The sequence below is a fragment of the Blastococcus sp. SYSU DS0828 genome, assembly GCF_054050975.1.
Genome location: NZ_JBJHAK010000019.1, coordinates 17,816 through 31,115 on the forward strand (window position 1 = coordinate 17,816; position 13,300 = coordinate 31,115).

Below are 13,300 nucleotides of genomic sequence, written 5' to 3' on the forward strand. Positions count from 1 at the left end.
CCACTGATCACGAGGGAGCTTCCGGAGGTGGGCGTGGCCGTCGTGCTCGCGCTGGCGTCCGCCGTCGTCTACGGCGCCGCCGACTTCCTGGGCGGGCTCGCCAGCCGCCGGGCGTCGGTCTCCGCAGTCGTCGCGGTGTCCCAGGCCGCCGGGCTGCTGGCGCTGGTGGCGCTGCTGCCCTGGCTCGGCGGGCCGGTCACCGCGGCGGACCTGGCCTGGGGCGCCGCCGCCGGGCTGGCCGGTGCCGGCGGCCTGCTGGTCTTCTTCCGCGCGCTGGCCGGCGGGGTGATGAGCGTCATCGCCCCGGTCACCGCGCTCACCGCCGCCGCCGTGCCGGTGCTGGTCGGCGTGCTGGACGGCGAGCGCATCGGCACCTGGGCGACGGCGGGCATCGTGCTCGCCCTGGCCGCAGTGGTCCTGGTCTCGGCCGAGAGCGGGCTGCGGGCGCTGCGCGCCGCCCGCCCCGCCAGCCTTGGGCCCGCGCTGGTCGCCGGAACGGCGTTCGGCCTGTTCTTCGTGCTGCTGGACCGCACCTCCGCCGACGCCGGCCTCACCCCGCTCGTCGCCGCCCGGCTCGCCTCGGTGGTGCTGGTGGTCGGGGTCGCGCTGGCCACCCGGCAGTCGCTGCAGCCGGGGCGCGCGGCGCTCCCGCTGGTGCTGGTCTCCGGATTGGGCGACATGACGGCCAACGCGCTGTTCCTCCTGGCCACGCAGCAGGGCGGCCCGCTGGCGATCACCGGCGTCCTCGCCTCGCTGTACCCGGTCAGCACCGTCGTGCTCGCCCAGCTCGTGCTGCGCGAGCGGCTCGTGCCGGCCCAGCTGACCGGGCTGGGGGCCGCCGCGGCCGCCGTCGTCCTGATCACCCTGCCCGGCTGACTCCCCCCTTCGGGGGAGGGTGCGGGGACCCGGCTCCGGCCCCGGCACCCGCCGGCCGATCCCCCCCTCCGTGGACCCCGTGCGCCCCGAGCTCGACGCTGCCCTCGCCGCGGCCCTGCGCCCCGGCGGGGTGCGCAGCGTCTTCCAGCCCATCGTGGAGCTCGACACCGGCGCGGTCGTCGCCTACGAGGCCCTCGCGCGCGGACCCGAGGGGCCGCTGCAGCGACCGGATCTGCTCTTCGCCGCCGCCCGCGAGGCGGGTGTGCTCGCCGAGCTGGACGCCGCCTGCCGCGTGGCCGCCTTCTCCGGCGCGGTCGGGCACGGGCTGCCGGCTCCGCTGGCCCTCTTCGTCAACGTGGAGCCCGAGGTCCTCGACACCGCCCCGCTGGACGAGCTGCTGGCGATCGCCGGCTCCGCCCCCGGCGGCCTCCGGGTGGTCCTGGAGATCACCGAGCGCGCGCTCGCCGCCCGTCCGGCCGAACTGCTGCGCACGGTCGCCCGCGTCCGCGAGCTGGGCTGGGGCGTCGCCCTGGACGACGTGGGCGCCGAGGCGATGTCGCTGGCGTTCATGCCGATCCTGCGTCCCGACGTGGTGAAGCTCGACCTGCGGCTGGTGCAGGAACGCCCCGGCCCGGCCATCGCCCAGATCATGAACGCGGTCAACGCCTACGCGCAGGCCACCGGGGCCGCGGTGCTGGCCGAGGGCATCGAGAACGACGCCCACCTGGCCATGGCCCGGGCGCTGGGCGCCACCCTCGGCCAGGGCTGGCTGTTCGGCCGCCCCAGCCCGGAGCCGGCCTGCGAGCGCCCCCTCGGATCACTGCCGGCGCCGGTCGCGCCCCCCGGCTCCGGCACCGAGCCCGGCTCACCGTTCGCCTGCCTGCCCGCGGGTACCGCGCTGCGCCGGGCCCCGAAGGCGCTGCTCATCGAGCTCAGCAAGCAGCTCGAACGGGAGGCGCTGCGCCTCGGCGAGACCTGCGTGGTCACCGCGACCTTCCAGGAGGCCCGGCACTTCACCCCGTCGACGACGCAGCGGTACCGCGACCTGGTGGAGCGCACCGGCTTCGTGGCCGCCCTCGGCGAAGGGCTCCCCACCGAGCCGCTGCCCGGTCTGCGCGGGACCGACCTGGCCGGGGACGACCCGGTGCGCGGCGAGTGGGACGTCGTCGTCCTGGCCCCGCACTTCGCCGTGGCGCTGCTGGCCCGCGACCTCGGGACGACCGGCCCGGACCTGCAGCGGGAGTTCGAGTACGCCCTGACCTACGACCGCGACGTCGCCGTCCGCGCCGCGGGCAGCCTGCTGGGCCGGGTCGCGCCCCGCGCCGGCCGGACGCTCCCCGCCGCACCCACCCGCTCCGCGGTACGGCCCGGCTCCCCGGCGCCCGCGGGGCTCGACCTGCTCGGCGACGCCGGTCTGGTGCGGCGCGCTCTGGAGGCGACGCCCAGCGGCGTGTGCCTCGTCGACGTCCGCCTGCCCGACCAGCCGCTCGTGTACGTGAACCCGGCCTTCGAGCGGCTCGCCGGGGTGCCGCGCGAGGAACTTCTCGGCCGCAACTGCCGCTTCCTGCAGGGCCCCGACACCGACCCCGGAGCGCTGGCCCGTATCCGCGCGGCGATCGCGGCCGGCGAGGAGTGCCGCGAGGTGCTGGTGAACCTCCGCGGCCCCGAGCGCACCCCCTGGTACAACGAGCTGCACCTGGCGCCCGTCACCGACGCGGCCGGCGCCGTGGTCCAGTACATCGGCGTCCAGGTCGACGTCACCGAGCAGGTGCTGGCACAGCGGGCACTGGAGCAGGAGCGCGACCGCGCCCGCGGATACCTGGCCCGGATCGAGGAGTTGTCGGTCACCGATCCGCTGACCGGGCTGGCGACCCGCCGGCACGTGCAGGAGCAGACGGAGACCGCGCTGTGGAACGCGCGCGGTGCGGGCGACGCCGTGGCGCTGATCGTCGTCGCCGTCGACGGGCTCGCCGCGATCGAGGACCGCTACGGGCCGGCCGCCGCCGAGGAGCTGCTGACCGCCACGGGGCAGCGGCTCCGCGGCCGGCTCCGGCGGGGAGACCTCGTGGCGCGCTGGGCCCGTGACTCCTTCGTGGTGGTGCTCCCCGGCCTCGCGGCCGACAGTGCCGTCCGGGAGGCGGCACGGATCCGCGCCGAGCTGGCAGAGGCGGCCGGCGGCCCGGTGGCGCTCGACGGCACGCCCGTGGTCGCCGGGGTCAGCACCGGTGCCGGCTGCTACCCCGCCGACGCCGACGACGTCGCCGGGCTGCTGTCGGTCGCCGAGCGCGCAGCCGGGCGGCTGCCGGTCGCGCGGCGCTGAGTCGGCGCACCATCCCTCTGCCCGCGACCGGGGCTGCCTTCTCGGCGGCGGCGCTCAGCCGCGCGGCGGGAGCAGCGTGCCCAGTCCGCCGTCGGCGAGCTCGGTGAGCTGGTCGACCAGGTCGGCGGCGGACACCGTGCGGGCCCCCGACCACCAGTGCGTGGCCAGCTGGACCATGCCCACGACGCCGTAGGCCCACGTCATCGCGCCGTCGACCGGGCGGCCGGCCTCGGTGAGCCGGGCAGCCAGCAGGCCGCCGAGCGCGGTGGCGACGGCGTGCTCGGTGGCCGCGACGAGATCCGCCCGCCCCGCGCGCCCGGCCTGGGCGTAGGCGAAGCGGTAGAGCGCGGGCTCGTCCTCGATCAGCGACACGAAGGCGGCGATCACCGTCCGGAGCTGGGCACGGTCGTCGGCGCGGCCGGCGGTCAGCTCGCCCAGCAGGCGGGGCAGCAGGATGGCCTGGGAGATGCGCTCCAGGACGGCGTCGATCAGCTCATCCTTGTCGCTGAAGTACCGGTAGATCACCGTCTTCGACACCCCGGCGCTGCGCGCCACGTCGTCGACGGAGAAGTCGGGACCGGCCAGGCGGACGGCCTCGACGGCTGCCCCGACGAGGTCCTCCCGGCGCGCCCGCCGGTGCTCGGTCCACCGCGAACGGCGTCCGTCCGTCGGAGGGATCGCCGGCGCATCGGCGACCTGGTGCACGTGTTCCACGGTGACAGCCACCTTCCCTCGCGGCCCTGCTCGACGTACCGGGGAGAGCCTGTCCGCAGCCATCATCCCTCCGTCCCGCGCCGCGGGGGGGACGAGCACGTCCGGTCGACCGCGAGGCTCCGTCCACCCGGTGTTGCCCGGCTCCGCCGGCAGGTCCGCCTACGCGCCCGCGGTCGAGGCCGACTGCGCGAGCTGCGTGGTGTAGAGGCAGATCGCGGCGGCCGCGGCCAGGTTCAGGCTCTCGGCGCGACCCCGCATGGGGATGCGGACCCGCGCGTCGGCCAGTTCCGCGAGCGCGGCGGGCACGCCGCGGGCCTCGTTGCCGAACAGCCAGAGCACCGGCCCGCCCAGCCGGCCGTCGGCGACGAGCTCCGGCAGCTCCGCCTCTCCCCCGCCGTCGGCCGCCAGCACGGTCACGCCGGCGCCGCGGACCGCCGGCAGCAGCTCGCCCAGCGGTGCGCCGCGGACGACGTCGACGTGGAACAGGCTGCCCGCGCTCGACCGCACCGCCTTGCCGCCGTAGGGGTCGGCCGAGCCCGCGCCGAAGACCACCGCGCCCGCCCCGCAGGCGTCCGCCGTCCGCAGCACGGTGCCGGCGTTGCCGGGGTCGGCCAGCTCGGCGAGCGCGACCGCGAGTCGCGGCGGCGCCGTCGTCAGGGCCGCGGCGGGGACGTCGCGCAGCGCGCAGACCGCCACCAGCCCCTGCGGCGTCACCGTCTCCGACAGCCCCGCGGCCGCCTTCTCGGTGACCAGCCGCACCGGGACCGGCGCGGTGGCGAGCAGCTCGGCGTGCCCCTCGGCCGCGGCCTCGGTGGCGAACACCTCCCGCACGCCGGCCGGATGGGCCAGCGCCTCGGCGACCGCCTGCCGCCCCTCGGCGAGGAAGAGGCCGGCGGCGTCCCGGCCGGCCCGACGGGTCAGCTTGCGCGCGGCGGCGATCCTCGCGGAGCGCTCGGTGAGCAGCTCGGTCACGCGGTCTCCTCCCCGTGCGAGATCTGCACAGTGGCCCTCATGGGGCGCTGATGGGGGCGAGTGTGCAGATCTCGCCCGGGACAGACAACGACGCCGCCGGCGCCGGCCGCGGAGGGCCGGTCACCGACGGCGTCGGTTGGTGAGGTGCTGGAACGGCCATCCTGCAGGGTCCCGCGCCGAGCGTGCGAGGCGTGGGGGGCAGGGTGGTCCTTTCTCAGGCGGCCTGGGTGCCGGTCGCCTCGGGGTTCGCGGCGAGCGCGGCCCGCGAGCTCTCCACCAGGGCGGCGAAGGCGGCGGGCTCGTTCACGGCCAGCTCGGCGAGGACGCGGCGGTCCAGCTCGATACCGGCGAGCTTCAGCCCCTGCATGAACCGGTTGTAGGTCATGTCGTTGAGGCGGGCCGCCGCGTTGATCCGGGTGATCCACAGCTTGCGGAAGTCACCCTTGCGCGCCTTGCGGTCGCGGTAGCTGTAGGTCGCCGAGTGGAGGATCTGCTCCTTGGCCTTGCGGTACAGCCGCGACCGCTGGCCCCGGTAGCCGCTGGCCGCCTCGAGGGTCGTCCGGCGCTTCTTCTGGGCGTTGACCGCCCGCTTCACGCGTGCCACGGAAGTGCTCCTGTCTCTCTAAAGGTCGGTGGAGGGGACGCTCAGATGCCCAGGAGCTTCTTGAGGTTCTTGGCGTCGGCCGGGGAGACGACCTGGTCCTGGTCGAGCCGGCGCTTGCGGGTCCCGGACTTGTGCTCGAACTTGTGCTGGTTGTTCGCCTGCTCGCGCATGAGCTTCCCGGTGCCCGTGATGCGCACCCGCTTGGCGGTGCCCTTGTGGGTCTTCTGCTTCGGCATGTCCTCGGTCCCTGTCGTCTGGTGTCGGTGCGCGCGGCGGCACGGAGCCGCCGCGGCCACCGGCCGTCTTCGGTGGTGCTGGTGCCGGTCAGGCGCTGGGCGCCTGCTCCTCGGCCTGCTCGCCCTTCGGGCGGCGCTTCTCCTGCGCCGTCTGCGCGCCCTTGTGCGGGGCGATCACCATGACCATGTTCCGGCCGTCCTGCTTCGGGTTGGACTCGACGACGCCCAGCTCGCTGACGTCGGCGGCCAGCCGCTGCAGCAGGCGGTAGCCCATCTCCGGGCGCGACTGCTCGCGGCCTCGGAACATCACGGTGATCTTGACCTTGTCGCCGCCCTTGAGGAAGCGCTCGACGTGGCCCTTCTTGGTCTCGTAGTCGTGCGGGTCGATCTTCAGGCGCAGCCGCATCTCCTTGATGACGGTGAGCGCCTGGTTCCGCCGGGCCTCGCGGGCCTTCTGGGCGGACTCGTACTTGAACTTCCCGTAGTCCATGAGCTTGGCGACGGGCGGCCGGGCCATGGGTGCGACCTCGACCAGGTCGAGCTCGGAGTCCTGTGCCAGGCGCAGCGCCTCGCCGATCGACACGATGCCGACCTGCTCGCCCTCGGGGCCGACCAGGCGGACCTCGGGGACACGGATGCGGTCGTTGATGCGGGGCTCGGTGATGGCCTCTCCTTACGCTGCTGCGTGGGAGGAGTCGCTGGCCCATCCGGGCGCCGACGGACAGAAGGCCCCGTGAGCGTCTGCTCACGGGGCCCACTCGCCGGTGGCCCACGACCCGTGCAGGTCGTGCGCACGCGATCACCGACCGGTGGCCGGTGCTCGCGATCCGGGACCTGGGCGCCTGGAGGGCGTCAGGTGGGAGCGGGCTCCTCTTGGATCAGCGGCCCTGGGCAGGGCCGCCGGGTGGTTCGCGCGCCTCGATGTAGCGGGGAGGCACGTCCATGCTACAGCGTCCCGAGCCCCCCGGTCATTCCCCCCTGCGGCGACGTGCCGGACCAGCCGGCGACGTGCTGGAACGGCCCCGTCCCGAGGCTCGCCCCGAGCGGAGCGAGGGGTGAGGAGGACGGGGCCCTCTTTCAGTCGTCGTAGAGGAGGGGTGGCCGGACCGGGTCCTGCGCCCGGGCCGCGGCGTGCAGGGCGCGCAGCCCCTCGACAGCGCGGACTGCCCGCTCCCCGTCGGCGGCCTGCAGCGCGAGCAGGGAGACCTCGTCCCCGTTCTCCAGGAGGAGCGCTCCCCACGCCGACTTCCGCTCGAACCGGACCGCCCGCACCGCCGTCCACGGCAGCTCGTGGTGGACGACGACGTTGCGGACGCGCACGCCCGCAGCATCGGCGTCGACCCGCGACCGGCCCAGGAACACGATCCCCGCACCGAGGACGAGGCCCAGGCCGGCGATGGCCACCTGGTCGTCCAGGCCGTAGTCCACCACCGTGTTCTGGGTCGAGGGCAGGCCGAGCGCGACCAGCAGGGCCACCAGGACGACCACCCCCGCGACGGCGGTCAGCAGGAGCCGCAGCCGGCGGGGGGCGACCGAGACAGCAGGCAGGGGATCCGGGGAACCGCTCACCAGCCCATGGTGTCAGCCCGGGTGCCGGCGACGGCTGGCAGAGTGCGACGTCGTGGAGATCACCGGCACCGCCCAGCGCGCGGCGTGGGACGACCGCGCCATGCCCCCGGTCGAGCGGCTGCGCGGGGACCTGTGGTCGGTCCCGGTGCCGATCCCGCACAACCCGCTGCGCTACGTGAACGTCTACGTCCTCGCCCTCGACGGGGGCGGGCTGGGCCTGGTCGACACCGGGTGGGAGAGCGAGGCCGGCTGGTCGGCGCTGACCGAGGGGCTCGCCTCCCTCGGTGGCTCGATCGAGGACGTGCGGGGCGTGCTCGTCACCCACCTGCACTTCGACCACCTGGGGCTCGCCGCCCGCGTCCGGCAGGCCAGCGGCGCCTGGATCGCCATGCACCCCGCCGACGCCGACGCGGTCCGCCGGCTGACCGCCACCGACGCGCAGGCGGCCGTCGACGACGAGGTCGAGTTCCTCGTGCGCCTGGGCGCTCCGCGGGACGAGGCGGTGGGGGACGTCGGAGGCGCGGAGAACCTCTCCGGCTTCACCCGCATGGCCGTGCCCGACCGGCTGCTGGAGGACGGCGACCGCGCCGCCTTCCCCGGCTGGTCGCTGCGTGCGGTCCACACCCCGGGTCACACCCCCGGCCACCTCTGCTTCGCCGAGGAGCGCACCGGTCTGTTCTTCTCCGGGGACCACGTCCTGCCGCGCATCAGCCCGAACATCTCCAGCACCCGAGGCGGCTCCCCGGACCCGCTGCGGGACTACCTCGGCTCGCTGGCCGCCGTGCGGGAGCTCGACCCGTCCGAGGTGCTGCCCGGTCACGAGTGGCGGTTCCGCGGCCTGGCCGACCGCGCCGACGCGCTCACCGACCACCACGAGCGGCGGCTGACCGAGCTGCTCACCGCGATCGCCGAGCACCCCGGGGCCACCCCCTGGGACCTGGCCGCCCACCTGACCTGGTCCCGGCCGTGGGACCAGTACGCGCGACGGATGCGGATCTTCGCGGTGACCGAGACCGACGCCCACCTGCGGCTGCTGGCCAGCCGGGGCCTGGTCGTCGGGGACGGCGGTGCGGTGCCGACGTGGACCCTGCGCCCGCGCTGACCGCGGCCGCCCTGGCCGACCGGGTGCTCGGTACCGCCCCCCGGCTGGCCGCCACGCGGCTGGTCTGCGTGGACGGCCCGGCCGGCTCGGGCAAGACCACCCTCGCCGCTCGGCTGGCCGCCGTCCTCCCCGGGGTCGTCGTCACCGTCCACATGGACGACCTGTACGCGGGGTGGACGCTCACCGGCGCTCCGGCGCGGCTGTCCGCCGGCGTGCTGCGGCCGCTGGCCGAGGGGCGGCCGGGCAGCTACCACCGCTACGACTGGGCGGCCGGGCGCTTCGCCACCGGACCGACGCCGGTGCCCGTGCCGGCGGTGCTGGTCGTCGAGGGCTGCGGCAGCGGGGCACGGCCGGTCGACCCCTGGGCGAGCCTGCGGATCTGGGTGGAGGCCGACCCATCGATCCGGCTGGCCCGGGGCCTGGCCCGCGACGGTGCCCACCTCACGGGCGAGTGGCGGCGCTGGCAGCTGACCGAGGCGGCTCACTACGCCGCCGACGGCACGCGCGCCCGGGCCGACGTGGTGGTCGACGGCGGACGGTGACCCGGCTCACGTCCGACCGGGCGCGCCGGGTCGCGACACACATCGGTAACGCCGGACGGCGACCATGGAGACCGACCGCACGCGAGGGGGACACGTGACCGACACCGTCCGGGAACAGCCGACCGAGCTGCCGCTGGCCGGCTACACCGTCGCGGTGACCGCCGCCCGCCGCAAGGAGGAGCTGGGGGCGCTGCTGGACCGCCGCGGCGCCCGCGTCGTCTACGCCCCGGCGATCCGCATCGTCCCGCTCTCCGACGACACGGAGCTGGTCGCGGCGACGCGCCGGGTGCTGGCGGCCCCGGTTGACCTGGTGATCGCGACCACCGGGGTCGGCTTCCGCGGCTGGCTGGAGGCCGCCGAGGCCTGGGACCTGCCCCTGGTCGCGCACCTGTCGGGCTCGCGCGTGCTGGCCCGCGGCCCCAAGGCGCGCGGAGCCATCCGCGGGGGCGGCCTGGTCGACGCCTGGTCACCGGAGTCGGAGTCGTCCGCCGAGGTGCTCGCACACCTGCTGTCCGGGGCCGAGGGGCCGCTGGCCGGGCGGCGGATCGCCGTCCAGCTGCACGGTGATCCGCTGCCCGATCTGGTCGCCGGCCTGCGGGAGAGCGGCGCGGACGTGCTCACCGTCCCGGTGTACCGCTGGGTGCCGCCCGAGGACGTCACCCCGGTCCGCCGCCTGGTCGCCGGCATCGCCGCCGGTGCGGTCGACGCCGTCACGTTCACCAGCGCGCCGGCGGCGGCGAGCCTGCTGCAGGTGGCCGACGAGACCGGCCACCGGGAAGCGCTGGTGGCGGCCTTCAACGACCGCGTGCAGGCGGTCGCCGTCGGCCCCGTCACCGCCGCGCCGCTGGACGCGGCCGGGATCCCGTCCTTCCAGCCGGCCCGCGCGCGCCTGGGGGCGCTGGCCCGCGAGGTGGTGGCCCGGCTCCCCGAGCGGGACCCGGTGCTGCAGGTCGGGCCGCACACCCTGCAGGTCCGCGGGCACGCCGCCGTCGTCGACGGGCAGCTGGTCGAGCTGCCGCCGGGACCCCTGGCGGTGCTCCGGGAGCTGACCCGCCGGCCCGGCCACGTCCTCCCCCGGGCCGACCTGGTGGCCGCGCTCCCCGGCGGCGGGGACGGGCACGCGGTCGAGATGGCGGTGACCCGGCTGCGCGCGGCGCTCGGCGCGCCGCTGGTGGAGACCGTCGTCAAGCGCGGCTACCGCCTGCGGGTGTGAGACGCCGGCGCAGCCTCAGCGCAGGTCGAGGCGCATCAGCACGCGCGGGAAGCCGTTGACGACGGAGCCGGTGTCGGCGGCCTTTCCGAACCCGGCGCGCTCGAACAGCGCGCGCGTGCCCACGTAGGCCATGGTGAGGTCGACCCGCTGCCCGTCGTTGTCCACGGGGTACGCCTCGACCGCAGGGGCCCCGTGCGCGCGGGCGAACTCCACGGCGCCCGCGACGAGGTGGTGGGCCAGCCCCCTCCCCCGGTGGCCGGGGCGCACCCGGACGCACCACAGCGACCAGACGTCGAGGTCGTCGATCCGCGGGATCCTGCGGTTGCGGGCGAAGCTCGTGTCGGAGCGCGGGTGGATCGCCGCCCAGCCCACCACCTCGCCGTCGTCGTAGGCGAGCACCCCCGGTGGCGGGTCCTCCCGCACCAGCTGCCGCACCCGCTCGCCGCGCGCGGGCCCGACCAGCTCGCGGTTCTCCTTCGACGTCGGGAGCCGGTAGCTCAGGCACCAGCACACGTTCGCGTCCGGCCGCTTCGGGCCGACCATCGTCGCCACGTCGGCGAAGCGGACGGCCGGGCGCACCTCGATCGCCATGCGGCGATGGTGGCACGGCCCACCGACCACCCGGCCGGCCGCGTGCTCACACCGCGCGATCGGCGCGGTGAGGGGGTCGTTCCCGAGAGGTCACACGAGCGCGGCCACGCGGAAACGGCCGGTTCCTAGCGTCGGACGCCACGAGGAGCCGCCCGTCGGGCGGCCGGGGAACCGAGGGATGCGCCCATGACCACCACCCCCACCGCCCGCCCCACCGGCGAGCTGGCCGCACCGGCCTCCGCCCCTCCCGCCGCGGCCCGGCGCGGCCCCCGCTGGATCGACGACTACGACCCGGAGGACCCGCGCTTCTGGGCCTCGCCGCAGGGCCGCCCGGTGGCCCGGCGCAACCTGGCGTGGTCGGTGCTCGCCGAGAACATCGGGTTCAGCGTCTGGCAGATGTTCAGCGTCGCCACCGCGGTGCTGGCCTCGATCGGCTACGGGTTCACCAGCGACCAGCTGTTCTGGCTGGTCGCCACCGCCGGCCTGGTGGGCGCGATCATGCGGGTGCCCTACACCTTCATGCCGGCGCTGGTCGGCGGCCGGAACTGGACCGTGGTCAGCGCCGCCCTGCTCTTCGTCCCGGTCACCCTCCTCACGATCGCCGCGACCACCGGGCAGCCGTACTGGTTCTGGGTGCTCACGGCCATCACCTGCGGCTTCGGCGGGGGGAACTTCGCCTCGTCGATGGCGAACATCTCCTTCTTCTACCCGGACAAGGAGAAGGGCTTCGCGCTCGGGCTCAACGCCGCCGGCGGCAACATCGGCGTCGCGATCATCCAGCTCGTGGGCCCGCTGGCGGTCACCCTCGGCGCGCTCGCCGTCGTGGGCGGCAGCACCGGGACGACCGACGGCGGTGAGGCCCGGTACGTGCAGAACGTCGCGCTGATCTGGGTGCCGTTCATCCTGCTGGCGGTCGCCGGCGCGTGGTTCGGCATGAACAACCTGTCCGGCGCGAAGGCGAACGTCGCCGACCAGGCGGCGATCGCACGCCGGAAGCAGACCTGGGTGATGTCGTTCCTGTACATCGGCGCGTTCGGCTCGTTCATCGGCTTCTCCGGCGCCTTCCCCCTGGTGCTGGCCAACGAGTTCGCCGCCGACACCTACCGCTACGCCTTCCTCGGCCCGCTCGTCGGCTCGCTGTCGCGGCCGTTCGGCGGCTGGCTCGCCGACCGGGTGGGCGGGGCGCGGATCACCGTCGTCACCTTCGTCGGGCAGGCGGTGGCCATCGGCGCGGCGATCGCGTTCCTGCGCGCCGGGAGCTTCGGCGGCTTCCTCGCCAGCTTCCTCGTGCTCTTCGCCGTCGTCGGCATGACCAACGGCTCGACCTACCGGATGATCCCGATCATCTACCGGGCCGAGGCGGCCGCCGGGTACCCCGGCGACAGCCCGGCGGAGGTCCTCTACCGCGCCCGGCGCGACACCGCCGCCGCGGTCGGCATCATCTCCGCGGTGGGCGCGCTGGGCGCCGTCTTCATCCCCCGGGTGGTCTCGGAGTCCTACGGCGCCACCGGCGGCGTCGAGACGGCTCTGCGGAGCTTCTGCGGCTTCTACGTCGTGTGCGTCGCGGTGACCTGGTTCGTCTACCTCCGGCGCGGCACGCTGATGCAGCGCGCCGGCGTCTGACGAACGGGCCGGCGCACCGCCGGGTCCGCCCTCCGGGGCCGGGCCCGGCGGTGGGCCGTGGCCCCAGCGGGTGAGCCCGCCCCGTCCCGGGGTGCAGCGACACCGCCGCAGCGACGAAGATCGCCGGGTGACCGCAGCCGAGGAGACCAGCACCGGGCGCACCCTCATCGAGGCCGGGAGCCCCGTCGCCGGGTCGATGAGCGGGGCAGCGGCGACGGTCGTCTTCGAGCCCGCGGCGGCGCGGGTGCAGGTGGACGACCGGTTCGCCGCTGTGCTGCGCACGACCGCGGAGGACGCCGCCGGCGTCTCCGGAGCGCGGGAACGGGTGCGGGCCGGTGCTGCGCTGGCGTTCGCGGTGGAGCACGCGGTGACCGTCCACCGCGCCGGCCGGGCGATGCGGACCGACGGCTTCTTCACCGCCCGCCCGGGCAACCGCCCGGTCGCCGACGAGCTGGCCGAGGCCGTCCTGCTCGCCGCCCGCTCGTCCACCGACGAGCGGCGGGTGCGCCACCTCGGCTACCTCCTGGCCGAGGTCGCCGTCTCCCCCGACATCGACGCCGAGCTCGTCGGCCGCGCGCTGCGGCTGATCGGGACGCTGGGCTGGCGGCAGCTCGCGCTGCTCGCCGCCGTCGGCCGGCGGGATCGGGTGCCGCTGCCCATGACGCCGCTGGACGACGACCCCCGGGGGTGGGTGGCGTGGGGCGCGCGGGAGGACGTGGCCGACCTGCAGCGCGCCGGCCTCCTCGACCCGCCGCCCGCCCGGCCGCGTCCCGGCGGTGCGGCGCTGCCCCGGCTGCGGATGGCCGACCTGCGGCTGACCCGTCGGGGTGTGCTGGTGCACCGGCTGCTCGTGCTGGAGGTGCTGCGCGAGGAAGCCGTGGCCGCCGCCCTCGCCGAGCTGGGCCTGCCCCGCAGCTGACCCGCGGCGCATCGTTGCC

At 75.9% G+C, this 13,300-nt stretch carries 14 protein-coding genes; 7 read left to right on the forward strand and 7 right to left on the reverse strand.

From position 1 onward, the window contains the following. Window positions 1-33: 33 nt before the first annotated feature. Both ACI79Q_RS14850 and ACI79Q_RS14855 read left to right on the forward strand, forming a co-directional pair. Window positions 34-876, forward strand: coding sequence for an EamA family transporter (locus ACI79Q_RS14850; protein WP_456591036.1), 843 nt, complete (start codon window positions 34-36; stop codon window positions 874-876). Between the two features lie 70 nt (window positions 877-946). Beyond that, complete coding sequence (locus ACI79Q_RS14855) at window positions 947-3,196, forward strand: EAL domain-containing protein (protein WP_456591037.1); 2,250 nt, start codon at window positions 947-949, stop codon at window positions 3,194-3,196. Window positions 3,197-3,250: 54 nt separating this feature from the next. Here the strand turns inward: ACI79Q_RS14855 and ACI79Q_RS14860 are convergent, their stop codons facing one another. From ACI79Q_RS14860 to ACI79Q_RS14885, 6 genes are all read right to left on the reverse strand, one after another. Then, the gene (locus tag ACI79Q_RS14860) at window positions 3,251-3,910 is read right to left on the reverse strand and encodes a TetR/AcrR family transcriptional regulator (protein WP_456599405.1); all 660 of its coding nucleotides are present in this window, start codon (window positions 3,908-3,910) and stop codon (window positions 3,251-3,253) included. A 159-nt stretch (window positions 3,911-4,069) separates the two neighbouring features. Continuing rightward, on the reverse strand, window positions 4,070-4,882 hold the full coding sequence (locus ACI79Q_RS14865; RefSeq protein WP_456591039.1) for a TrmH family RNA methyltransferase: 813 nt from the start codon (window positions 4,880-4,882) through the stop codon (window positions 4,070-4,072). Window positions 4,883-5,096: 214 nt separating this feature from the next. Continuing rightward, window positions 5,097-5,486 (reverse strand): 50S ribosomal protein L20, encoded by a 390-nt coding sequence (gene rplT, locus ACI79Q_RS14870; RefSeq protein WP_135097047.1) that lies wholly within the window; start codon window positions 5,484-5,486, stop codon window positions 5,097-5,099. Window positions 5,487-5,527: 41 nt separating this feature from the next. After that, window positions 5,528-5,722 (reverse strand): 50S ribosomal protein L35, encoded by a 195-nt coding sequence (rpmI, locus tag ACI79Q_RS14875; RefSeq protein ID WP_456591040.1) that lies wholly within the window; start codon window positions 5,720-5,722, stop codon window positions 5,528-5,530. A gap of 88 nt (window positions 5,723-5,810) precedes the next feature. Then, window positions 5,811-6,386, reverse strand: coding sequence for a translation initiation factor IF-3 (gene infC / locus ACI79Q_RS14880; protein WP_456562349.1), 576 nt, complete (start codon window positions 6,384-6,386; stop codon window positions 5,811-5,813). A gap of 413 nt (window positions 6,387-6,799) precedes the next feature. Then, window positions 6,800-7,291, reverse strand: coding sequence for a PH domain-containing protein (locus ACI79Q_RS14885; RefSeq protein WP_456591041.1), 492 nt, complete (start codon window positions 7,289-7,291; stop codon window positions 6,800-6,802). 52 nt (window positions 7,292-7,343) lie between these two features. Between ACI79Q_RS14885 and ACI79Q_RS14890 the strand changes: the two genes are divergently transcribed. From ACI79Q_RS14890 to ACI79Q_RS14900, 3 genes are all read left to right on the forward strand, one after another. Beyond that, window positions 7,344-8,393, forward strand: coding sequence for an MBL fold metallo-hydrolase (locus ACI79Q_RS14890; protein WP_456591042.1), 1,050 nt, complete (start codon window positions 7,344-7,346; stop codon window positions 8,391-8,393). Next, window positions 8,372-8,935 carry a uridine kinase family protein gene (locus ACI79Q_RS14895; RefSeq protein ID WP_456597932.1) on the forward strand — a complete coding sequence of 188 codons (564 nt, stop codon included), beginning with the start codon at window positions 8,372-8,374 and terminating at the stop codon, window positions 8,933-8,935. The genes ACI79Q_RS14890 and ACI79Q_RS14895 overlap by 22 nt, the downstream gene beginning before the upstream one ends. Before the next feature lie 94 nt (window positions 8,936-9,029). Then, the gene (locus ACI79Q_RS14900) at window positions 9,030-10,148 is read left to right on the forward strand and encodes a uroporphyrinogen-III synthase (protein WP_456591044.1); all 1,119 of its coding nucleotides are present in this window, start codon (window positions 9,030-9,032) and stop codon (window positions 10,146-10,148) included. Between the two features lie 15 nt (window positions 10,149-10,163). Here the strand turns inward: ACI79Q_RS14900 and ACI79Q_RS14905 are convergent, their stop codons facing one another. Continuing rightward, complete coding sequence (locus tag ACI79Q_RS14905; RefSeq protein ID WP_456614921.1) at window positions 10,164-10,739, reverse strand: GNAT family N-acetyltransferase; 576 nt, start codon at window positions 10,737-10,739, stop codon at window positions 10,164-10,166. Between the two features lie 186 nt (window positions 10,740-10,925). Between ACI79Q_RS14905 and ACI79Q_RS14910 the strand changes: the two genes are divergently transcribed. Both ACI79Q_RS14910 and ACI79Q_RS14915 read left to right on the forward strand, forming a co-directional pair. Beyond that, the gene (locus ACI79Q_RS14910) at window positions 10,926-12,362 is read left to right on the forward strand and encodes an MFS transporter (RefSeq protein ID WP_456614922.1); all 1,437 of its coding nucleotides are present in this window, start codon (window positions 10,926-10,928) and stop codon (window positions 12,360-12,362) included. Between the two features lie 127 nt (window positions 12,363-12,489). Further along, the gene (locus tag ACI79Q_RS14915) at window positions 12,490-13,281 is read left to right on the forward strand and encodes a hypothetical protein (RefSeq protein ID WP_456614923.1); all 792 of its coding nucleotides are present in this window, start codon (window positions 12,490-12,492) and stop codon (window positions 13,279-13,281) included. The last annotated feature ends 19 nt before the right edge of the window (window positions 13,282-13,300 follow it).

Bases quoted from the DNA above. Each gene is read 5' to 3' on its own strand.
- rpmI (WP_456591040.1), bottom strand. From the start codon at position 5,722: ATGCCGAAGCAGAAGACCCACAAGGGCACCGCCAAGCGGGTGCGCATC.
- ACI79Q_RS14905 (WP_456614921.1), bottom strand. From the start codon at position 10,739: ATGGCGATCGAGGTGCGCCCGGCCGTCCGCTTCGCCGACGTGGCGACG.
- ACI79Q_RS14910 (WP_456614922.1), top strand. From the start codon at position 10,926: ATGACCACCACCCCCACCGCCCGCCCCACCGGCGAGCTGGCCGCACCG.